The sequence below is a fragment of the Enterococcus alishanensis genome (assembly GCF_019218635.1).
Taxonomy (GTDB): Bacteria; Bacillota; Bacilli; order Lactobacillales; family Enterococcaceae; genus Enterococcus_A; species Enterococcus_A alishanensis.
In genome coordinates, this window is record NZ_JAHUZB010000003.1 from 359,591 (window position 1) to 379,417 (window position 19,827).

The following is a 19,827-nucleotide window of genomic DNA, read 5'->3' on the forward strand; positions in this document are numbered from 1 at the left end:
CATTTTCCTAGAAAACAGTAGTCAACACGACTGCTGTTTTCTTTTTTTGGTTCATCAGTTATCATTAAATGGGGTGAAAAAATGACCATAAGCGAAATTTTATACCAAAAGGAAAGTTTTACTGAAACTGAAAAGCGGATAGCCGATTATATTTTGACTCATTTAAGTGAGACCTCAAGATTAAGTGTGCAAGAATTGGCACAAAAAGCTTATGCTTCCCATTCAGCAGTTGTTCGATTGACACAAAAAATTGGTTATAGTGGTTTTCGAGCTTTTCAGACGGCTCTAATCGAAGAAGTTTCAGCTAATCGCTACCTGGGGCAACCTGTTGATCCAAATTTTCCTTTTAATCCTTATGACAATGCTGAAAAGATTGCTCAAAAAATGTTGGATTTAAGTGTTCACTCATTACAAAGAAGTGCGGCGAGCTTACAGTCTGATAGTTTAGAAGAAGTGGCTAAGAAAATGTTGTCAGCTAAACGGATATTTTTATTTGCCACCGGAGATTCTCAAATTCGGGCCCGTAGCTTTCAAAATAAGTTTAATAAAATTAATCGCTACTTGATTATTGCCGATGAATATGGGGAAAATGATTGGGCGGCATTGAATTTAACTAAGGATGATTATGCGATTTTCATTAGCTACAGTGGAGAATCAACAGACTATGAGAAATTTTTAGGATTAATGGTGCAACGAAATATTCAGCATTTATTATTGACTAGTCGTAAAGATTCATCTTTAGCCAAAATAGCCCAACAAATGATAGAAGTTCCTAGCGGAGAAGAAAAAAATGTTAAAGTTGCCACTTTTACTTCTCAGATTGCTTTTGAATACATCTTAAATACGCTATATAGTATCTGTTATGCTAGAAATTACACAACCCATTTAGTAGATTTAAAAGATAAAGAAGAGACGATGGATAGCTGGTACAATTAAATACAGAAAAAAGATGGCGCATGAAGGCCATCTTTTTTTTAATCTTTTTTATCGTACCAAATAATCATATTTATTACGGTTAGTTCTTGGGAAGGGTTCTTGTAAGAATGCTTTTGATCCGCTTTAAACTGGAGACTTTCCTTTTCCGAAATAGTTAATTCATGGGTATTAAAGGTAACTTGAAGACTACCAGAAAAAACAGTAATAAATTCTTCTGTTCCAATTGGATGAGGATCAGCTGCTAAAAAAGCACCAGGCTCAAGTTCAATAGTATAAACTTCAAAGTTTCGGCTATCGGCAAAAAGAAAGATGGGAAAGTTACGGTATTTTCCATCATCTTCCAATAATGGCTGGATGTCATTTTGTCGCACAATTTTATATTCTTCCTCAGGTGCGGCCATTAATTCGGTAAAAGAGATTTTCAATCCGTTGGCAATTTTCCAGACAGTATTTATCGTAGGATTGGCAGTTCCTTTTTCAATTTGGGCTAAGACACTTTTACTAACGCCCGTCAAAGCACTAACATTATCTAGGCTTAAATTTCTTTTTTCACGAAAAAGTTTTAGATTCTGAGCAAATGTTTGATTTATTTCAGACAAAATTTCTCCTCCTTGTTGACATTATAAAGAACGAAATGTACTATAAAAGAAACAAATTGTTATATAGAACATTTTGTTCATTATATCATATTTGAATAAGGAGGAGAAGATTCATGTTTTCAATTGCATTTTTTTCGTATATTTTCTTAACTGCTTTTACTCCCGGGCCGAATAATTTCATGGCGTTAGCGAATGCTGCTAAATATAGCTTAAAAAGAGGTCTGATTTTTTGTCTAGGTATTTTCTTTGGATTTTTAATCGATATGACATTATGTGCGGTGCTTACTTCGGTGATGTATAACTCCATTCCAATCATTGAACCTTATATGAAAATATTAGGGGCTTTATACATGTTCTTTTTGGCATTTACGGTTTATCGTGATAAACCTAAAGTAGAAAAGAAGAATCGTCAATTTTTGAATCCTAGTAGTTTGTTTACTGGAATGGTTATGCAGTTGGTCAATGTGAAAGTAATTATTTATGGTATCACAGCTATGACATCTTTTGTCCTTCCAAATGCATATTCAGTATTTGATATTATTGTAGGAATTTTATTACTGGCGATAGTAGGTTTTTTGGGGACTTGTACTTGGGCAATTTTTGGTTCAGCCTTTCAAAATTTGTTTATTAGATACCATAAACAAACCAATATTATCATGGCTTTATTATTAGTGTATTGCGGGGCAATGGTTTTGAAATAGGGATTAAATAAGGAAGCCAACTAGCTAAATTGTTTGGCTTCCTTATTTGTTTAAATGAAAGATCATTAAATATTCTTCATCATTTTCGTCAATAATTTGAAAGCCAAGGCTTTGGTACATTTTTAAAGCATAATTATCTTTTTGAACTGCTAGTGAAGTATTTTTATAATCTTTTTCTTTCAGTAATTGCAACATCTCTGCCATCAATTTACGGCCAAGCCCAAGTCCTCGATAGTCTTTGAGTACAGATATAGCAAATTCAGGGGTATCTTTATTAATTTGATCAAACCCAGAAATGATTCTTACCCATACTGCGGCAACAATTTTCCCATTGTGTTCTGCGCATAAGCAATAGTCATCTTTTAAGCTGCCAAAATCTTTAATGTAGATAAATAATTCAGGTTGATAGATTATATTTTTGGGTAGCAAATCTTCTTGGTTACGCTGGAAGATAGCTTCGTATAAAAATTCTTCCAATAAATAATATTCTTCTGTTCTCATTTCGCGAATCAGCATATTTTTCCTCTTTTTAAACAAGTATACTATTTTATTGAACAAGATGTTCAGAGTTAAAAATATTCACAAGAAAATCCTGCACATTTTGACCCAAATATTTAAAAAAAGTCCGATGGGTCCCTTTTCTAGTTATAATCAAAGAAAATAAAGGAGGGCATCACATGCTAAAAATCGCTTATATTGGAAACGGGAAAAGTACCAATCGTTATCACCTACCATTTGCCTTGAAAAATCCCCACGTGGAAGTTAAGACTATTTATTCGCGTAATAATAACAGTTCTTGGGAAAAAATCGAAGGTGTTCATTATACCAATGAGATAGAAGATATTTTTAATGATCCGGAAATTAATCTAGTGGTGGTAGCGACGCCTAGTGAGCAACATTATCCTTGGGCGAAGAAAGTCTTATTAGCAGGTAAAAACGCATTGGTAGAAAAACCTTTTGCTGAAACCTCTGAACAAGCCAAAGAATTATTTGCAATAGCAGAAGAAAAGAATCTATTTTTACAATGTTACCAAAATCGACGTTTCGATTCTGATTTTTTAACAGTCCAAAAGGTCATTAAAAGTGATGTTTTAGGTGATTTAGTAGAAGTTGAAATGCATTATGATTATTTCCGTCCTGAAGTACCAGAAAATACACTGGCATTCAGTCAGATTAATAGTTATCTATATGGTCATGGCTGTCATACAATTGATCAGGTATTGTCATTTTTCGGTGAGCCGGATGATATTACGTATGATGTTCGTCAATTATTGGGGCCAAATCGGATGAATGATTATTTTGACTTAGATTTATTTTATGGCAAGATGAAGGTTTCTGTGAAATCCAGTTATTTTAGATTGAAGGAGCGCGCAAGTTTTGTTGTATATGGCAAAAAAGGTGTCTTTGAAAAAGTCACAAAAGATCGTCAGGAAGAAGATTTGAAACATTTTTATATGCCGACTAATGCTGATTTCGGCTTAGATTTTCCTGAACATTATGGTACCCTTACTTATATGGATGAACAAGGGCAATACCACGAAGAAAAAGTTGTCTCTGAGGTGGGGGATTACAGCCGTATTTATGAAGGTGTTTATCAGTCTATTGTTAATGGCGCTGATAAAATTGTGAAAGACCATGAAACGATTAGCCAACTTGAAATTTTGGAAACTGGAATTGAAAAGATGTTAGCTAAAAACAAACAGGAGGTTGAATAGCATGAAATTAGCAATTGTTGGATCAGGGATGATTGTGCATACCTTTTTGGAAATGGCGCAAGAATTACCAAATACAGAATTAGTAGCTTTAGTTGGACGAGCAGCCAGCCTTGAAAAGTTGGAAAAAATGAAAGCTGACAACAATATTCAAAAAATTTATACGGATTATGGCGAGAGTTTGAAGGATCCTGAGATTGATACAGTTTACGTTGCTTTACCTAATAATATGCACTTTCAAACAGCAAAAGAGGCTCTGATTGCGGGAAAAAATGTCATTTGTGAAAAACCATTTACTTTGACTTTAGCGGAGTTTTTAGAGTTGAAAGATCTTGCTGCAGAAAAAGACTTGGTGTTAGTTGAAGCAATTACCAATCAATATTTGGAAAATTATCAAGCTATTAAAGACAGTATCAAAGATTTAGGTGATCTGAAAATCATCGAATCTAACTATTCTCAGTATTCTTCTCGTTATGATCGGTTTAAACAAGGTGAAATTTTACCAGCCTTCGATCCCAATATGGGTGGCGGTGCTTTGATGGACTTAAATATTTACAACATTCATTTTGTAGCCGGTATTTTAGGTCGTCCAGAAAAGGTGGAATATTTAGCCAATGTCGAGCGAGACATCGATACTTCTGGTATTTTGCTGCTGGATTATGGTGAAACCAAAGCGGTTTGTATTGGCGCCAAAGATTCTAGTGGGAAAATTTCTTCGATGGTTCAAGGTACGAAGGGTTATGTACGAGTGGAAGGTGCGACTAATACCGTACCTGAAGTTGAAATTGCTGGTGAAATTCAAAATTTTAATACACATCAGCATCGGATGTTCAACGAATTTGTGGCTTTTGAAAAAATGATTCGTGAACATGACATGGCAGAAGTTAATAAACAATTAGCCCATTCAGAAATCGTTATGGAAATTCTACAAGCGGCTAAAGATTCAATTTAATAAGACTTATCTTCCAGTGAGATTCTTTCACTGGATTTTTTTATTTAAAAGTATCGTGTTGGTTGATTAACTCAAGCAATAGTTAACAATTACTCGATTGTTTTACTGAAAAACTCTTCGTATACTTATAGTGAGGAGTGATTCAGATGGATAATCAAATCGGGCGACAAATATTTGAGCTGCGAAAAGAGCAACAAATTACTCAGCAACAATTAGCGGAATTTTTGAATGTGACTAAAGCAAGTGTTTCAAAATGGGAAAACGGACAAAGCTATCCTGATATTACCTTGTTACCGTTGATTGCTTCGTATTTCAACCAATCAATTGATAATTTACTAGGCTATTCTCAGTTAAGTAAAAAAGAGATCGAAAATATTTACCGACGTTTAAAAAAAGAGCTATCAAAAAAACCTAAGGAAACTTTACAACGAATTCGTCAAATGATAAAACGTTATTGGTCTTGTTACGATTTTGTCTTTTCGATGGCGTCATTGTTGATGAATCATTTAAGTGTATTAGATGAAGATTCAGCAGAAATTGAAGGGGAATGTCTGAGCTATTTGTTACATGTTTTTAAAAATACGGATGAGTTGAGCATCAAAAATCAGGCAAAAATGTTGTTAGGTAGCATCTGGATAGAAAGAGGGGAAACCAGTAAAGTTTTTGAATTATTTGGTGGCAAAGCTCCTACCATTAATGCCGATGAGATGATAATTGCGGCTGCATTGCAAAGGGAAAGTCGTTTTGCTGAAGCCGAAAGTGTTTTACAAATTACCTTGTACCAATATTTGATTATTCAATTAAATATTTTTGGTAGTTATTTGTCTTTGCCTAACTTGTCTAAAGAGAGAATCAATCAGACGATTGGCTTTGCTGAAGGATTAATAGAGACTTTTAAGATTGAAACCTTTCATCCCATGATTGTATTGATGTTGAGATTGTCTTTGGCTCAAATGTTCGTAGCTGAACAACCAGAAAAAGCTTTAAATCAGCTAGAAAAATTTGCGGAACTGTTTGAACAAACGAATTTTCCTATTCATTTAAAAGGGAATGGATACTTTAATAAAGTGGATGTTTGGTTTGATGATTTACTGCTGGGAGATCAGACGCCACGCGATACGATGCTAGTAAAAGAAGATTTGATTCAAGGAGTTATTGCTAATTCAAGTTTTGAATCCTTAGCGGAGCAACCCCGATTTAAAGCTGTCATAGAAATTTTGTTAAGAGGTGAAAAAAATGACAAATCTAAATGAGTATTTACTTTTTTTAATTCCACTGCTCATTTTGCAGTTATTACTTGCTTTAATTGCCTTGATTAAAGTAGTTAAGCAACCAAGTTTTCGTTATGGTAACCGATTATTATGGGGGATCGTTGTTTTATTTATTTCGATCTTCGGTCCGATTATATACTTTATGATTGGAAAAGAGGAGAAAAATGAATAGCTTGGTAATCCGTGATTTGAGCAAGCAATTTCACGGCAAGAAAGTCTTAGATCATATGGATTTGACGATACCTCAAGGAACTGTTTTTGGTTTTGTCGGGGAAAATGGTGCTGGTAAAACGACAACCATGAAAATTATTTTAGGTTTAATGAAAAATGACGGTGGTAAGATTGAGATCTTTGGCAAGAAAGTTCATTTTGGGCAAAACCAAAGCAATCAAGAAATTGGTTATTTACCAGATGTTCCCGAGTTTTATGATTATTTAACGGCTCCAGAGTATTTAAAACTTTGTGGGAAAATCACGGGTATTAAAAGTAGAGAATTAAAACGACGAATCGCTCAGACCTTAGCCTTGGTGGATTTAGTAGATAATCACCCAATAAGTGGCTTTTCTCGTGGTATGAAACAACGTTTAGGACTAGCCCAAGCATTACTGAATCGGCCTAAAATTTTGATTTGTGATGAACCGACTTCAGCATTAGATCCGTTAGGACGAAAAAAAATATTAGAAATTCTAGGTAATTTACCAGATACTACTGTTATTTTTTCAACTCATATATTAAGTGATGTGGAAAAAATTTGTCAGCAAGTAGCCATTTTAGATAAAGGCAAAATAGTCCTAACTGGTGATATTCAAAAGCTCAAACAACAATTTTCGAGTACTAATTATCAGTTAGTATTTGCTACTGAACATGAAGCAAATACAATTGCAGAAAAACTTCAGTTGAATCAAATAATATTTCAACAAGCAAAAAAATCAATAACCATTCCATTAATCTCTGAAAAAACGAAAGAACAATTGTTAAGTAGCTTGTCTAACAGCGGGATTTTACCGCAAAAGATGGATTTAATGGCACCTACCTTAGAAGATGTATTTTTGGAGGTGGTTAAAAATGATTAGACAAACATTTATTTGGTTAAAAAAAGAGAGTATTGAAGCCTATCGTACGAAAAAGCTAATCATTATTTTATTGGTGTTTGCGATATTAGGGATCATGAATCCTTTATTGGCAAAATTGATGCCAGAAATTATGAAAACTGCTATGCCCGCCAATATGCAAATTAATCTACCAGAACCAACAGCACTGGATGCTTGGACACAATTTTTTAAAAATCTGACGCAAATGGGTTTAATCGTCTTTATTTTAAGTTTTGGTGATGTGATGTCTAAAGAAATTGGTAGTAGTAAATTGATTCCGTTAGTAACCAAAGGGTTGAAAAGAGGAAGTGTCTTAATCGGAAAATACCTGTTTCTGATTATTTTATGGACAGTTGCAATCAGTCTGAATTTTTTAATTTCGTGGGGATATACGGTATATTTTTTTTCCACTGAATTAGTTAAAAATTTATTTCCCAGTGTTCTAGCAATATGGTTATTTGGCATTTTATTGATTAGTATTTTGTTGTTGAGCTCGACCATGTTCAGCAAATGGAACAGTTTGTTTGTTTTATTACTGAGTTTGGGTGTGATGTTGATCTTAAATTTTTGGCCCGCATTCAAATCAGGCAATCCCTTAAGTTTAGCTAGCCATAATATGGCCATATTAACCGGAAAAGTTGATTTGAGTGATTTTTATTGGAGTATTGTTTGGTGTCTGATGATTAGTTTAATCTCAGTTATATTAGCTGGATGGACTTTTCGAAAAAAAAATTTAGGAAGAAATTAAGCTTGGTGATGGACCAGGCTTTTTTTTGTAAAGAAAAATTAAATTTAAATTAGTCTTTTATCATTTAAGTACTTCTGTTATAATTCTAATCACATTAAAGAAGGAGTGAAAGAGATTATGACAATTTATAATTTTTCTGCTGGCCCAGCTGTTTTACCAAAACCCGTACTGGAAACTGCCCAATCCGAAATGTTGGATTACAAAGGTAGTGGTATGTCGGTGATGGAGTTGAGTCATCGGTCCTCCTGGTTTCAAGCTATTATCGATGATGCTGAAAATTTGTTGCGAGATTTAATGAAAATTCCAGAAAATTACCAAGTTTTATTTTTACAAGGGGGAGCAAGCTTACAATTTACGAAAATCCCTTTGAATTTCGCTCAAAATAAAAAAGCTCTTTACGTAAATACAGGTTCTTGGTCTAAAAAAGCGATTCAAGCTGCTGAAGCATTAGACAATGTTACAGTTGAAGTAATTGCTTCATCAGAAGATCAAAACTTTACTTATATTCCCGAAATACCTGCAAATGTAGATCAGGATGCAGCTTATGTGCATATTACCACCAATAATACAATTGAAGGTACAGCTTACCAAAGTATTCCTAATTTTGGCAAAGTACCAGTTGTAGCTGATATGTCATCAAATATATTGGCTAATGATTACAATGTAGAAGATTTTGGCGTGATTTATGCTGGTGCGCAAAAAAATATTGGACCTGCAGGATTAACGGTGGTCATTATCCGTGATGATTTATTAGGAGAAAGTGATATCTCAGCGCCGATGTTAGATTATACTTTATTAGCTAAAAATGATTCATTATATAATACACCTCCGACGTACGCTATTTATGTTGCCAAATTGGTTTTTGAATGGTTACAAGAACAAGGTGGCGTTGCTGGTATCACTGCCCAAGATCAAGCCAAATCAAAACTTTTATATGATGCGATTGAAGCATCAGAATTATTTAAGAGTCCAGTTCGTGCTGACAGCCGTTCATTAACCAATATTCCTTTTGTGACTGGTAATGATGAATTGGATAAAAAATTCAATCAAGAAGCCTTAGCTTATGGCTTTGAAAATCTAAAAGGTCATCGTTCAGTCGGTGGTATGCGGGCAAGCTTATACAATGCTTTTCCGGTAGAAGGTGTCAATGAACTTGTGACATTTATGGAAAAATTCGAAGCTGAAAACGGAGGGAAATAGATGTATCATATTCAAACATTTAATGCGATTGCTTCAGAAGGTTTGGAGCGTTTTGAAAAAGAAAATTATGGAATCAACGATTGTGAAAAACCAGAGGGGATTATTTTAAGAAGTAAAAAGTTACACGATTATGATTTTCCCGATTCAGTTGTGGCGATTGCTCGCGCTGGAGCTGGTACTAATAACATTCCCGTTAAAGAATGTACCGAAAAAGGAATCGTAGTTTTTAACACACCGGGTGCCAATGCCAATGCCGTCAAAGAATTAGTGATTGCGTCTCTATTACTTTCAGTTCGTCCAATGGTAAAAGGGATTGAATGGATTCAAACTCTAAGTGGATCTGATGTTGAAGAACAAGCCGAAGCAAATAAAAAACAATTTGCTGGTCACGAATTAGAAGGAAAAAAATTAGGCGTAATTGGTTTAGGAGCAATCGGGGCAATGGTGGCTAATGATGCTTATCGCTTAGGAATGGAAGTTACCGGTTATGATCCTTATGTGTCAGTAGATACAGCCTGGAGCATTTCACGAAGAGTGAAACGAGCACAAAGTATCAAAGAAGTACTGGCAAATTGTGATTTTATCACTGTCCACGTGCCTTTAAACGAAAACACTCGCCATATGATCGGCGCTCAAGAAATTGCTCAAATGAAAGAAACGGCACATTTATATAACTTTGCTCGTGGCGAAATTATTAATACTGATGCGATTTTAGATGCAGTTAACGAAGACCGGATTGCTGGATTTACGACTGATTTTGCAGAAGAAAAATTATTACATCATGAAAAAATTACCGTGCTACCCCATTTAGGTGCATCAACTGAAGAAGCTGAAATCAACTGTGCCAAGATGGCAGCACGAACGTTGAAACGCTTCTTAGAAACAGGTATTATCAAACGTTCAGTTAATTTTCCTAATGTTGAAATGGCTTTTGAATCACCTTATCGGATTACAGTAGTTAATAAAAACGTGCCTAATATGTTAGGCTTAATTGCTTCTGACATTGCTGATTTGGATGTTAACATTGATAATATGGTGAATCGCGGGAAAGATGATTTTGCTTATACTTTAGTGGATGTCGATGAACAGGACGAAGCTAAAATCGAAGCGATTGAGAAAAAATTAAAAGAACATCCTGGTATCGTCCACGTACGGACAATCAAGCAAGAAGGAGTGGTTTTATAATGGTCAGAGTCGAACCTTTTAAAGCCATTCGTCCAGCTGAAAAGTTAGCGGATCAGGTAGCATGCTTACCTTATGACGTCTTAAATTCTAATGAAGCTAGAGAATTGGCTAAAGATAATCCTTATAGTTATTTTCATATTGATAAAGCTGAAATTGATTTGCCTGAAGATTTGTCGCCCTATGATGAAAAAGTCTATCAAAAGGCCGCTGATAATTTAGCTGATTTTTTAACCAAAGAGTGGTTGCAAAAAGACCAGCAAGATTATTTTTATTTGTATCAGCTGACTATGAATGGTCGCAGTCAAACTGGGATTGTTGCTGCTACAGCCATCGATGATTATACTTCTGGTAAAATAAAAAAACATGAATTTACCCGTCATGAAAAAGAAATTGATCGCATGAATCATATCCGTGCTACCGATGCAAACACTAGCCCGATTTTCTTAAGTTATCGTCAAAAAGCTGATATTCAAGGCTTACTAAAAGATTGGCAAGCTAATCACACACCGATTTATGATTTTACCAGTTTCCATGATGTGGATCATAAGGTTTGGCAAATTGACGATCCTGCCACGATTGAAAAACTAAAAAATGATTTTAAAGAAGTTGAGGCATTATATATCGCAGATGGCCATCATCGGACCGAATCAGCTGTAAAAATTGGTTTGGAAAAAAGAGCTCAAGGAAAAAATTCACCTGAAAGTGAACGCTTCTTATCAATTATCTTTCCAGATGATGAATTAGCTATTTTAGAATACAATCGTGTTTTAAAGGTTGCTCCACCAGAAAATTTCTGGTCAACGATTGAGCAATATTTTACAGTCACTAAAAACGGCGTAAAAAAACCAGTACAAGCTGGCGATATTTCCTACTATGATGGACAAGATTGGTATACTCTGACCATCAAAACAGAATTAGTTGCAGATGATCCAGTGGAAAGTTTAGATGTTGCATATTTACAAGCCCATGTGTTTCAAGAAATTTTTGACATTCAAGACATTCGGACTGATAAACGAATTGATTTTGTTGGTGGGATTCGCGGAACGGATGAACTAGAAAAATTAGTCGATGCAGGTGAGTTTCAGTTGGCTTTTTCAATGTATCCGACAGCTATGTCTGATTTACTAGCAGTGGCAGACGCTGGAAAAATCATGCCTCCAAAATCAACATGGTTTGAGCCAAAATTATTAAGTGGTCTATTTTTACATGATTTAGAAACGAAATAACAGTAAAGCGATGAGATTTCTCGTCGCTTTTTTTTATGTAAAGCTATTTTTACATCAGAGAAAGCCCGATGTAAGGGGATTTAGCTAGTAATTTACAAAATCGAATGCTATGGTTTTGTCAATCGAAGGGAGCGATCAGATGGAAATTGGAACCAGATCAAAACAAGCGCGTATAGAAGCAAAGTTCACACAAGAAGAATTAGCTGAAAAAATACAAGTTACGCGACAAACGATTTCAAGTTGGGAAAATCAGCGGAGTTATCCAGACATTAGTAGTATTGTGCAGTTAAGTGAAATCTATAACATTTCTTTCGTTAATTTATTAATTACAGTAGAGTGGCAAATCATGTTGGCACGGGGAGTGATTATTGTCGTTCTAATGATTCCAGCCATTCTAGTTTTTAAGAAGTTGGGGTAAATTCTCACCGCATTTTCTTTATCTTATCATCTCAAATTGACTAAAAAACAAGGCTATCATATATTCTAATTGAGAGAATAATATAGAGGAATGGAGTTTTGAAAATGATGCGTTACATGAAGCAGCGACAGCAGTTGGTCGATTTTGGTAAAAAAATGATGACTGAAGGATTGACCACTGGTACTGGCGGTAATCTGTCAATTGTTGTGCCAGACGAAGCAGCGATGTTAATTACCCCTAGTGGGATTGCCTATAATGAGACAAAAATAGAGGATATCGTATTGATGGATCTTTTTGGCAATGTTTTAGAAGGAGAATGTAAGCCATCTAGTGAGTATCATATGCATGCTATTTTTTACCAAAATAATCCTGAAATAAAAAGTGTCGTTCATACCCATTCAGATTATGCGACGGCGGTTGCTTGTTTGCAACAGGATATTGAACCGTTCCATTATATTATTGCTTCTGTAGGAGATCTCGTGCGATGTAGTGGCTACCAAACGTTTGGCACACAAGCTTTAGCTGAAGAAGCTTATCGGGTGATGGGAAATAATAAAGGCATTTTACTAGGAAATCATGGCGTTTTAGCAGTGGGAAACAGTTGCAGTGAAGCTTTTTCTGTCGCAAAAGATATTGAATTTTTGGCAAAATTAAAAATCCGTGCCCAATCAATTGGTCGGCCTGTATTATTAAGCCCAGAAGATATTGCGATTACACAAGAAAAATTTGCCAACTATGGTCAACCAAAAAAAGAGTTTTCAAAACTATAAGCATAAGAGATGAAGCGAAAAACTTCATCTCTATTTTTTTGCAAAAACCACTTTACAAATATATTATCTATGTTACAATTATATTACAAAAACATTACAAGAGGTGATCACGATGAAAAAAATTTTTTTAGTTTGTGTATTGAGTTTGGCATTTCCCGTAGCTGCAATGGCTGATACTACAGAATCTGTTACTAATTCTAGCATTCAACAGGAGCAAAAAGGATATGGTGCAATTGTTACAGACAAAGATGAAATAAATAGTGAAACTAGCAGTAGCAATAGTCTTGAAAAAGAAAAAATAGCAACGACTGATTCAACTGCGACTGATGCAGTAAAAGAAACAACTGAAACAGTAAAAGAACAGGTCGAAGAAACGACTCAATCTTCGCAATCGGAAAAATCTGAATCATCTACCACTTCTAGTGAAGAAAGTGCTAAAAAAGATGATGTTAAAGATGTGGAAGATTATACACCAGCTTACATTCGAGAATTATTAACCGATTCAGCTTATCCGATTGATGCTAAAGAATTAGCTGGTTATTCTGATGAACAGTTGGCAAATGCTATGAAATTATTTGAACGTTACAATCAAGATGTTACCGGGATGGATATGGGCGGCTATGTCAGAGTATTACGAATGGTTTACAAAGACCATGTGATTTCTTGGGAGGCGGCTGAAAAAGCTTTAACTTTCAATCCTAATCAATATCAAACAATCGATGAATTATTGGCAAATGTCGATCAGTTATACGATTATGTTCAAGTACTTTATCCAGAAAACACCTTTTTCTCTTTGAAAAATCTATCGAAAACTGAATGGATCCATATTTTAAATTATTTGGCAGATTCAGGAATAGACATGAAACAATTTGGTGGTGGTTCTAGTGTCTTTTCTGGTGTAGCTTGGTGGATTCAAGATTCTTCTGAAGGTAATGCACCTTATGATAACGGTCCAAAGAAAACTGAAGAAGTGAAAAATCTTGCAACAACAGCTAAACCAGCGACTACTCAGACTGAGTTACCAAAAACTGGCACACGAAACAACGTTTTCTTAACGGTTGCTGGCGTATTCATTTTGGGGCTAGCGGTCTTTGGTATTAGAAAAGTCCGTCATTAAAATAGTAAAAGCCAGCTGGTTAGCAGCTGACTTTTTTTGCATAAATTGACTAAAGTTGTCTGGGAGCGTATATTTTTAAAAAGAACTTTTTTTGGAGGCTGAAAATGACAAATTATCAAGCACATTTTTTGATGGATGATGAAGCCATTAAAGATTTCGTTGTCAGTGAATTGCAACTTTTTCCTGATAAAACAACTTTAGAGGTTGCTGAAATTGGCGATGGCAATATTAACTATGTTCATCAAGTAATAGATCAAGCAACTGAAAAAACAGTTGTGGTGAAACAAGCCGATAAGTTTTTAAGAGCATCAGGTCGACCATTAGATTTAGCTCGCAATCGGATTGAAGCTGATATTTTAACAATTCAAGGAGAGCTGGCGCCACAATTTGTACCAGCAGTTTTCAACTATCACGAAAAAATGGCAGCTTTGACGATGGAAGATATCTCAGATTATCAAAATATGCGTTATCAAATGATTGAAAAAAACATATTTCCTAAATTTAGCCAAGAGATCAGTCAGTTTTTAGCTGAAGTTTTGTTGCCGACCACCGATTTGGTCTTAGCACGAGATGAGAAAAAACAGCGGGTGAAAGCTTTTACCAATATCGAAATGAGTGATATCTCTGAAGATTTGGTCTTAACTGAACCTTATTGGGATTATAAAAAGCGGAATATTATCACAGCAGGTAACGAAGATTTTGTGATGGAAAATTTGTATCAAAACGATGCATTGCAGGTTGAAGTTGCATACTTACGAAATCAATTTATGAATAATAGCCAGGCACTGATTCATGGTGATTTGCATACGGGTTCGATTTTTATTAATCATACAGGTATTAAAGTAATTGATCCTGAGTTTGCTTTTTATGGACCGATGGGCTATGACATTGGTAATGTATTGGCACATTTAGTCTTTCCGCTGATTTTAAATCAGATGGATGCTCATTTTGATCAAGATTTTGATCATTGGTTGACGCAATCAATTGAAAAAGTCTTTGATTTGACCTTTGAAAAAATAGCAAATACTTACGATGATCAGGTAAAACTACCGATGTATCTTTTACCAGGTTTCAAGGAAAAATATTTGGCTGAAGTGATGGCAGACAGTTTAGGTTACGCCGGTACCGAAATCATTCGTCGCGTCGTGGGTGATACTAAGGTAAAAGAATTGAGTTTATTACCAAAAAAGGCTAGAATTCCAGCAGAAAGAATTTTAATTCAGTTTGCTACTGATTTAATTATGAACCGTGATAAAATTATTCATGGTCAAGAAATCAGTGCAATCTTTGCAAAGAGGGGAAAAGATGAAACGACAAGATAACGGCATGCCGACTTTATTGCAATATGAGAATGTTGCGTGGTATGAGAATGGTGTAGTTAAAATTTTAGATCGGCGAGTATATCCACGAGAAATTAATTTTGTTACTTGCCAAACTTATCAAGATGTCGCACAAGCCATCACTGACATGGTGACACAAAGCGCTGGACCTTACACTGCGGCTGGAATGGGAATGGCTCTAGCAAGTTTTCAAAGTCAAGAACTGACAGATGAAGAAAGAATCGCTTTTTTGAAAAAGGCCAGCGAAACAATTGCCAACGCCAGACCAACAACTGCGAATCGCATGCGGATTATTACCGAAAAAGCATTAGAGTTAGCCAAACAAACTTTAGCTGAAGGGCAAGATCCGACTGAAGCAATTTTCCAACAAACGATTGACTCACTAAATCGTCGCTATTTCACGATGAATAAAGTGGCAGAGCATTTAATTAAAAAAATTCCCAATAATGGAACTGTTTTAACCCAATGTTACGGTGAAACGATTGTTGGTATGTTGTTAAGAGCCGCTAAAAATACAGGCAAAAACTTAAAATTTTACTGTGCAGAAACACGCCCCTATTTACAAGGTGCTCGTTTAACGGCTTCTTGTTGCGTCGAGTTAGGCTTCGATACCACAGTTGTCTCTGATAATATGATTGCTTACTTAATGACTCACGAGAAAATCGATTTGTTTACATCGGCTGCTGATACGATTGCCTTAGATGGACATATTGCTAATAAAGTTGGTACTTATCAGATTGCTATTTTAGCTAATCGGTTTGGTATTCCTTACTTTGTAACGGGGATTCCAGATGAAGATAAAAAGGATTATCATGATATCAAAATTGAAATGCGGGATCCGCAACAAGTGCTAGAATTAAATGGTATTAAACATACTTTAGCTGGTGTAAAAGCGATTTATCCATCTTTTGACGTAACGCCACCAGAACTAATTGGCGCTGTGGTAACAGATCTAGGCTTCTTTTCGCCCTATGATTTGGGCAGCTATTATGAAGAAAAACCAGAGAATGTTTTTTATTAATCCAATTATTTTTGACTTGATGAACTTTTGCTATTCATCAAGTCTTTTTTTGGTTATGATAATGGCGGAGGGATGAATGTGGGGAAAATACTGGGATTTATTAAGCAAAATCGTTTGTTTAGTGGGGCATTTTTATTAGCAATAATCGCCAGTTTCATCGGTCGTTTCAGTCTGAACTTTGTTGATTGGAAAGTGATTTTGACCTTGTTTGGCTTAATGTTGGTGATTCAAGGCTTTGAAGTGTTAGGTGTTTTACGTTTTTTTGCTGAAAAATTGTTAGATTATTCAAATAGTAATCGGCAACTAATTCAATTATTAGTTTTATTGTCGTTAGTTGGTTCAATGTTTTTAACTAATGATGTTGCCGTTTTGACTTTGCTACCGATTTATTTGAAATTATATATTGAACTGAAGCATTTTAAAGGCGGCATTTTTGGTGCCGTTTTGATTGTTGTTGCGGCGAACTTGGGTAGTAGTTTTTTCCCTTTTGGTAATCCGCAGAATTTGTATTTATATCATTATTACCATGTGCCATTAGGGCAGTTTTTATTATGGATGGCTGGATTATTAGCGCTTAGTTGTCTTTTTTTATTTTTACTAACTTTGCGAATTCCCAAAGAATCGTTGCCTAAAATTGTTGCTGAAAATGATACGATTGATAAAAAGGGTGTTTTACTGTTTAGTCTTTTGATGGGTGCCATGATTTTGGTCGTTTTAGGTCTGTTACCGGATCTGTGGACGGTTATTGGATTGATTTTAGTGGTATTTTGCTATCAAAAAGACTTATTAAAGCGGGTCGATTATTTGCTATTACTCACTTTTGTCTGTTTTTTTATGATTGTAGGAAACATCGCTGAAGCAGCGGTTGTGAGGGATATTTTAGCCCAACTTTTATCATCAGCAAAACGAGTTTACTTAATCGCTATCGCTCTGAGTCAAGTGATTTCAAATGTGCCGGCAGCCTTCTTAATGGAGCCATTTACCCAGTACCATCAAGCTTTAATCCTCGGTGTAAACGTTGGCGGTTTAGGCACGTTGATTGCTTCCTTAGCCAATTTAATTGGTTTAAACATCATTAAATTGTACACTCCAGGACAGCAAAAAAGTTTCATTAAAATTTTTACTTTAGTGAATTTTTCTTTACTAATTGCAATCGGCTGCATTATTTTATTTTTTATCCATTAAAAAGTGGCGAAATAAACTGAAAAATAAATAAAATTCTCATGAAGACTCCTCCACAATTCAGATAAAACGTTTACAAAGGTGTTACAATCCATCTGAGGGGGAATAATCATGAAAGACAATACAAAATACATCCACGGCTACCCAGTATTCGATGAAACTACGGGAGCATCTTCAATACCGATTTACCAATGTTCAACATTTAAACAAGAATCTATTAGAGATAGTCAACCTTATACTTATTCACGCTTTGGCAACCCAACCCGACACGCTTTAGAAGAAGGGATTGCGGCGATTGAAGATGGACGTTTTGCGACAGCATTTGCATCTGGTATGGCAGCCATTTCAGCTGTTTTACTAAGTTTTAGTCAAGGTGATCACATTGTGATGTGCAAAAGTATCTACGGCGGCACTTTCCAATTAGTTAATGAAGTGATGAATCGTTTCGGCATTGAAGTCACCTTTGTCGATGAAACAGACTTAGCTGAATGGGAACATGCCATTCGACCAAACACGCGGGCCCTTTATTTAGAAACTCCATCAAATCCGTTATTAAGTGTGACGGATATTCATGGTGTTGTAGCCATCGCGAAAGATCATCACTTAATGACGATTATTGACAATACTTTTATGACGCCACAATTCCAAAAACCATTGGCTTTAGGTGTCGATGTAGTGATTCACTCTGCAACTAAATTTATTAACGGTCATTCTGATGTTGTCGCTGGGTTAGTCATCACAAACGATGAAGAATTTGCGAATCAAATTGTCCTACAACAAAAGGTTTTAGGTGGTATTTTAAGTGTTGAAGACTGTTGGTTAATTATGCGAGGCATGAAAACTTTAGGAATTCGCATGAATCAAAGTGTATCCAGCGCAGAAAAAATTGCCGAAGTATTAGAAAATCATCCGGCTGTTAAAAAAGTTCATTATCCAGGCTTAAAGAGTCATCCAGGCTATGAAATTCAAAAACACCAAGCAACGAGTGGCGGAGCAGTAATGTCCTTTGAATTAGAAAATCAAGAAGCCGTTTATACTTTTGCGGATCATTTAAAAATTCCGATCGCTGCTGTAAGTCTTGGCGGTGTAGAATCGATTCTATCTTATCCTGTCACCATGAGTCATGCTTGTGTACCGAAGGAAGAGCGAGAAAAACAAGGCGTTACCGATGGTCTATTACGTCTATCTGTTGGGATTGAAGATACGGAAGATTTAGTTGAGGATTTGATGCAAGCATTAAGCTACGTCAAGGTCTCAGAAAAAGTTTAACATTATGAGCAGCAATAGACAGATTTATCTGTTAAATTGCTGCTTTTTTGCTACAATAGAAAGAAAAAAGGAAGTGTTGGTATGGGGAAAGAACAAGAAGTCTACGATTTGTTGGATTCAAACGGAATAACTTACGATGTGATTGAACACCAAGCAGTATTTACGGTGGATGAGATTGATTTTGATATTCCTGATGGGACCGAAGTAAAAAACTTACTGCTAAAAGCGAAGAAAAAAGAAAACTATTATTTTGTCATTTGTCCAGGAGAAAAACGAGTAAATCTTAAAGCGTTAACGAAAAAGTTAGACGAAAAAAATCTTTCTTTTGCTTCAGCAGAAAGACTATTAGAATTATTGGATTTGACGCCAGGATCTGTCTCGCCATTGGCACTATATAAAGATAAGGAACATAAAATTAAATTAGTCATTGATGAAAGTATCGATCGTAACAAAAATATAGGTTTTCATCCCAACGTAAATACAGTTACGATTGTAATTAATTTCCAAGAATTTTTGAAATATTTAAAGGTAATCGGTGTGGAGCCTCACTATGTGGAAGTGCCATCACCAGAATAAAAATAGCGAAATGACCGCCAAGATTAGATGAAACTCTAATTCTTGACGGTCTCTTTTTGTAAATGAATCCTATTTGGTACGGCTGATATTTTTTATTAGTTTTTATATCACGTAAATGATTGGTACATTTATAAAATTTCTCGACTCAATACTAATCAACTGATTTTTAAATCCACGACATTTTTAAAAAAGTTATTATTTAAGGAGGGAAGCATTTAGAATTTATCGATGTCGTGGATTTTCTAATCTGTTGAGTATGGCTGGCAGAGAAGGGAAAAATAGGAGTCAAAAGTAGTAAAAAGTATCCTTTAACTGCTGCTAAAAGCTCGATTTGCCGTTAAGTGAGGCGCACCTAGATGAAATGGACTTCTTGACTTTGTATCGTCTGTACAATCCAAATCAATTTGCCTTCAATCATCATTACAGTCAAAGTGGGACTGAGCGTGATTGGCTCGTGGAACTTGGCTGGAAATATGAGCTTGTAGCATTTTATGGAAAATAATTTTTATAGAT

General features: G+C 35.4%; 22 protein-coding genes. 20 read left to right on the top strand and 2 right to left on the bottom strand.

Translation table 11 applies throughout. The annotated features are described in order from the left end of the window. Positions 1-81: 81 nt before the first annotated feature. The gene (locus KUA55_RS08720) at positions 82-936 is read left to right on the top strand and encodes a MurR/RpiR family transcriptional regulator (RefSeq protein WP_218325814.1); all 855 of its coding nucleotides are present in this window, start codon (positions 82-84) and stop codon (positions 934-936) included. 38 nt (positions 937-974) lie between these two features. On the opposite strand, the gene KUA55_RS08725 is transcribed toward KUA55_RS08720, so the two are convergent. Next, positions 975-1,535 (bottom strand): helix-turn-helix domain-containing protein, encoded by a 561-nt coding sequence (locus tag KUA55_RS08725; RefSeq protein WP_218325815.1) that lies wholly within the window; start codon positions 1,533-1,535, stop codon positions 975-977. 113 nt (positions 1,536-1,648) lie between these two features. Between KUA55_RS08725 and KUA55_RS08730 the strand changes: the two genes are divergently transcribed. Then, positions 1,649-2,236 carry a LysE family transporter gene (locus KUA55_RS08730; protein WP_218325816.1) on the top strand — a complete coding sequence of 196 codons (588 nt, stop codon included), beginning with the start codon at positions 1,649-1,651 and terminating at the stop codon, positions 2,234-2,236. A gap of 42 nt (positions 2,237-2,278) precedes the next feature. On the opposite strand, the gene KUA55_RS08735 is transcribed toward KUA55_RS08730, so the two are convergent. After that, on the bottom strand, positions 2,279-2,752 hold the full coding sequence (locus KUA55_RS08735) for a GNAT family N-acetyltransferase (protein ID WP_218325817.1): 474 nt from the start codon (positions 2,750-2,752) through the stop codon (positions 2,279-2,281). A gap of 161 nt (positions 2,753-2,913) precedes the next feature. Here KUA55_RS08735 and KUA55_RS08740 point away from each other — a divergent pair, with 161 nt between their 5' ends. The 18 genes from KUA55_RS08740 (at position 2,914) to KUA55_RS08825 (ending at position 19,816) form a co-directional block, all read left to right on the top strand. Continuing rightward, complete coding sequence (locus KUA55_RS08740) at positions 2,914-3,951, top strand: Gfo/Idh/MocA family oxidoreductase (protein WP_218325818.1); 1,038 nt, start codon at positions 2,914-2,916, stop codon at positions 3,949-3,951. A gap of 1 nt (position 3,952) precedes the next feature. Next, complete coding sequence (locus KUA55_RS08745) at positions 3,953-4,900, top strand: Gfo/Idh/MocA family protein (RefSeq protein ID WP_218325819.1); 948 nt, start codon at positions 3,953-3,955, stop codon at positions 4,898-4,900. Positions 4,901-5,046: 146 nt separating this feature from the next. Further along, a complete protein-coding gene (locus KUA55_RS08750) occupies positions 5,047-6,153 on the top strand; it encodes a helix-turn-helix transcriptional regulator (RefSeq protein WP_218325820.1) in 1,107 nt (368 codons plus the stop codon). Beyond that, positions 6,137-6,343, top strand: coding sequence for a PLD nuclease N-terminal domain-containing protein (locus KUA55_RS08755; RefSeq protein WP_218325821.1), 207 nt, complete (start codon positions 6,137-6,139; stop codon positions 6,341-6,343). Before KUA55_RS08750 ends, KUA55_RS08755 begins: the two co-directional genes overlap by 17 nt. Further along, a complete protein-coding gene (locus tag KUA55_RS08760; protein WP_218325822.1) occupies positions 6,336-7,244 on the top strand; it encodes an ABC transporter ATP-binding protein in 909 nt (302 codons plus the stop codon). Before KUA55_RS08755 ends, KUA55_RS08760 begins: the two co-directional genes overlap by 8 nt. After that, positions 7,237-8,010: an ABC transporter permease gene (locus tag KUA55_RS08765; RefSeq protein ID WP_218325823.1), complete on the top strand. Its 774-nt coding sequence runs from the start codon at positions 7,237-7,239 to the stop codon at positions 8,008-8,010. The genes KUA55_RS08760 and KUA55_RS08765 overlap by 8 nt, the downstream gene beginning before the upstream one ends. Before the next feature lie 117 nt (positions 8,011-8,127). Continuing rightward, the gene (serC, locus tag KUA55_RS08770) at positions 8,128-9,210 is read left to right on the top strand and encodes a 3-phosphoserine/phosphohydroxythreonine transaminase (RefSeq protein ID WP_218325824.1); all 1,083 of its coding nucleotides are present in this window, start codon (positions 8,128-8,130) and stop codon (positions 9,208-9,210) included. Next, positions 9,211-10,395 (top strand): 3-phosphoglycerate dehydrogenase family protein, encoded by a 1,185-nt coding sequence (locus tag KUA55_RS08775; RefSeq protein WP_218325825.1) that lies wholly within the window; start codon positions 9,211-9,213, stop codon positions 10,393-10,395. Further along, entirely contained in the window at positions 10,395-11,621 is a 1,227-nt protein-coding gene (locus KUA55_RS08780; protein WP_218325826.1) for a DUF1015 domain-containing protein, read from the top strand. The genes KUA55_RS08775 and KUA55_RS08780 overlap by 1 nt, the downstream gene beginning before the upstream one ends. Before the next feature lie 139 nt (positions 11,622-11,760). Continuing rightward, positions 11,761-12,039 carry a helix-turn-helix domain-containing protein gene (locus KUA55_RS08785; RefSeq protein ID WP_218325827.1) on the top strand — a complete coding sequence of 93 codons (279 nt, stop codon included), beginning with the start codon at positions 11,761-11,763 and terminating at the stop codon, positions 12,037-12,039. Between the two features lie 104 nt (positions 12,040-12,143). Next, the gene (locus KUA55_RS08790; RefSeq protein ID WP_343214712.1) at positions 12,144-12,809 is read left to right on the top strand and encodes a class II aldolase/adducin family protein; all 666 of its coding nucleotides are present in this window, start codon (positions 12,144-12,146) and stop codon (positions 12,807-12,809) included. A gap of 112 nt (positions 12,810-12,921) precedes the next feature. Further along, the gene (locus tag KUA55_RS08795; RefSeq protein WP_218325828.1) at positions 12,922-13,926 is read left to right on the top strand and encodes an LPXTG cell wall anchor domain-containing protein; all 1,005 of its coding nucleotides are present in this window, start codon (positions 12,922-12,924) and stop codon (positions 13,924-13,926) included. Positions 13,927-14,030: 104 nt separating this feature from the next. Further along, positions 14,031-15,248 carry an S-methyl-5-thioribose kinase gene (mtnK, locus tag KUA55_RS08800; protein WP_218325829.1) on the top strand — a complete coding sequence of 406 codons (1,218 nt, stop codon included), beginning with the start codon at positions 14,031-14,033 and terminating at the stop codon, positions 15,246-15,248. Beyond that, on the top strand, positions 15,232-16,287 hold the full coding sequence (locus tag KUA55_RS08805) for an S-methyl-5-thioribose-1-phosphate isomerase (RefSeq protein WP_218325830.1): 1,056 nt from the start codon (positions 15,232-15,234) through the stop codon (positions 16,285-16,287). The genes mtnK and KUA55_RS08805 overlap by 17 nt, the downstream gene beginning before the upstream one ends. A gap of 72 nt (positions 16,288-16,359) precedes the next feature. Beyond that, the gene (locus KUA55_RS08810) at positions 16,360-17,472 is read left to right on the top strand and encodes an SLC13 family permease (protein ID WP_246601444.1); all 1,113 of its coding nucleotides are present in this window, start codon (positions 16,360-16,362) and stop codon (positions 17,470-17,472) included. Between the two features lie 108 nt (positions 17,473-17,580). Further along, a complete protein-coding gene (locus KUA55_RS08815) occupies positions 17,581-18,738 on the top strand; it encodes a trans-sulfuration enzyme family protein (RefSeq protein WP_218325832.1) in 1,158 nt (385 codons plus the stop codon). An 81-nt stretch (positions 18,739-18,819) separates the two neighbouring features. Then, positions 18,820-19,314: a YbaK/EbsC family protein gene (locus KUA55_RS08820; RefSeq protein ID WP_218325833.1), complete on the top strand. Its 495-nt coding sequence runs from the start codon at positions 18,820-18,822 to the stop codon at positions 19,312-19,314. 361 nt (positions 19,315-19,675) lie between these two features. Further along, positions 19,676-19,816, top strand: a complete 141-nt coding sequence (locus tag KUA55_RS08825) for a hypothetical protein (protein WP_218325834.1) — start codon at positions 19,676-19,678, stop codon at positions 19,814-19,816. The last annotated feature ends 11 nt before the right edge of the window (positions 19,817-19,827 follow it).

What these genes read in the sequence shown, in the direction of transcription:
- KUA55_RS08750 (WP_218325820.1), top strand. Translation starts at nt 5,047, where the DNA reads ATGGATAATCAAATCGGGCGACAAATATTTGAGCTGCGAAAAGAGCAA.
- KUA55_RS08820 (WP_218325833.1), top strand. Translation starts at nt 18,820, where the DNA reads ATGGGGAAAGAACAAGAAGTCTACGATTTGTTGGATTCAAACGGAATA.
- KUA55_RS08790 (WP_343214712.1), top strand. Translation starts at nt 12,144, where the DNA reads ATGATGCGTTACATGAAGCAGCGACAGCAGTTGGTCGATTTTGGTAAA.
- KUA55_RS08795 (WP_218325828.1), top strand. Translation starts at nt 12,922, where the DNA reads ATGAAAAAAATTTTTTTAGTTTGTGTATTGAGTTTGGCATTTCCCGTA.
- mtnK (WP_218325829.1), top strand. Translation starts at nt 14,031, where the DNA reads ATGACAAATTATCAAGCACATTTTTTGATGGATGATGAAGCCATTAAA.
- KUA55_RS08730 (WP_218325816.1), top strand. Translation starts at nt 1,649, where the DNA reads ATGTTTTCAATTGCATTTTTTTCGTATATTTTCTTAACTGCTTTTACT.
- KUA55_RS08765 (WP_218325823.1), top strand. Translation starts at nt 7,237, where the DNA reads ATGATTAGACAAACATTTATTTGGTTAAAAAAAGAGAGTATTGAAGCC.
- KUA55_RS08825 (WP_218325834.1), top strand. Translation starts at nt 19,676, where the DNA reads ATGGACTTCTTGACTTTGTATCGTCTGTACAATCCAAATCAATTTGCC.
- KUA55_RS08785 (WP_218325827.1), top strand. Translation starts at nt 11,761, where the DNA reads ATGGAAATTGGAACCAGATCAAAACAAGCGCGTATAGAAGCAAAGTTC.
- KUA55_RS08720 (WP_218325814.1), top strand. Translation starts at nt 82, where the DNA reads ATGACCATAAGCGAAATTTTATACCAAAAGGAAAGTTTTACTGAAACT.
- KUA55_RS08775 (WP_218325825.1), top strand. Translation starts at nt 9,211, where the DNA reads ATGTATCATATTCAAACATTTAATGCGATTGCTTCAGAAGGTTTGGAG.
- KUA55_RS08815 (WP_218325832.1), top strand. Translation starts at nt 17,581, where the DNA reads ATGAAAGACAATACAAAATACATCCACGGCTACCCAGTATTCGATGAA.
- KUA55_RS08740 (WP_218325818.1), top strand. Translation starts at nt 2,914, where the DNA reads ATGCTAAAAATCGCTTATATTGGAAACGGGAAAAGTACCAATCGTTAT.
- KUA55_RS08805 (WP_218325830.1), top strand. Translation starts at nt 15,232, where the DNA reads ATGAAACGACAAGATAACGGCATGCCGACTTTATTGCAATATGAGAAT.
- KUA55_RS08760 (WP_218325822.1), top strand. Translation starts at nt 6,336, where the DNA reads ATGAATAGCTTGGTAATCCGTGATTTGAGCAAGCAATTTCACGGCAAG.
- KUA55_RS08755 (WP_218325821.1), top strand. Translation starts at nt 6,137, where the DNA reads ATGACAAATCTAAATGAGTATTTACTTTTTTTAATTCCACTGCTCATT.
- KUA55_RS08780 (WP_218325826.1), top strand. Translation starts at nt 10,395, where the DNA reads ATGGTCAGAGTCGAACCTTTTAAAGCCATTCGTCCAGCTGAAAAGTTA.
- serC (WP_218325824.1), top strand. Translation starts at nt 8,128, where the DNA reads ATGACAATTTATAATTTTTCTGCTGGCCCAGCTGTTTTACCAAAACCC.
- KUA55_RS08745 (WP_218325819.1), top strand. Translation starts at nt 3,953, where the DNA reads ATGAAATTAGCAATTGTTGGATCAGGGATGATTGTGCATACCTTTTTG.
- KUA55_RS08810 (WP_246601444.1), top strand. Translation starts at nt 16,360, where the DNA reads ATGAATGTGGGGAAAATACTGGGATTTATTAAGCAAAATCGTTTGTTT.
- KUA55_RS08735 (WP_218325817.1), bottom strand. Translation starts at nt 2,752, where the DNA reads ATGCTGATTCGCGAAATGAGAACAGAAGAATATTATTTATTGGAAGAA.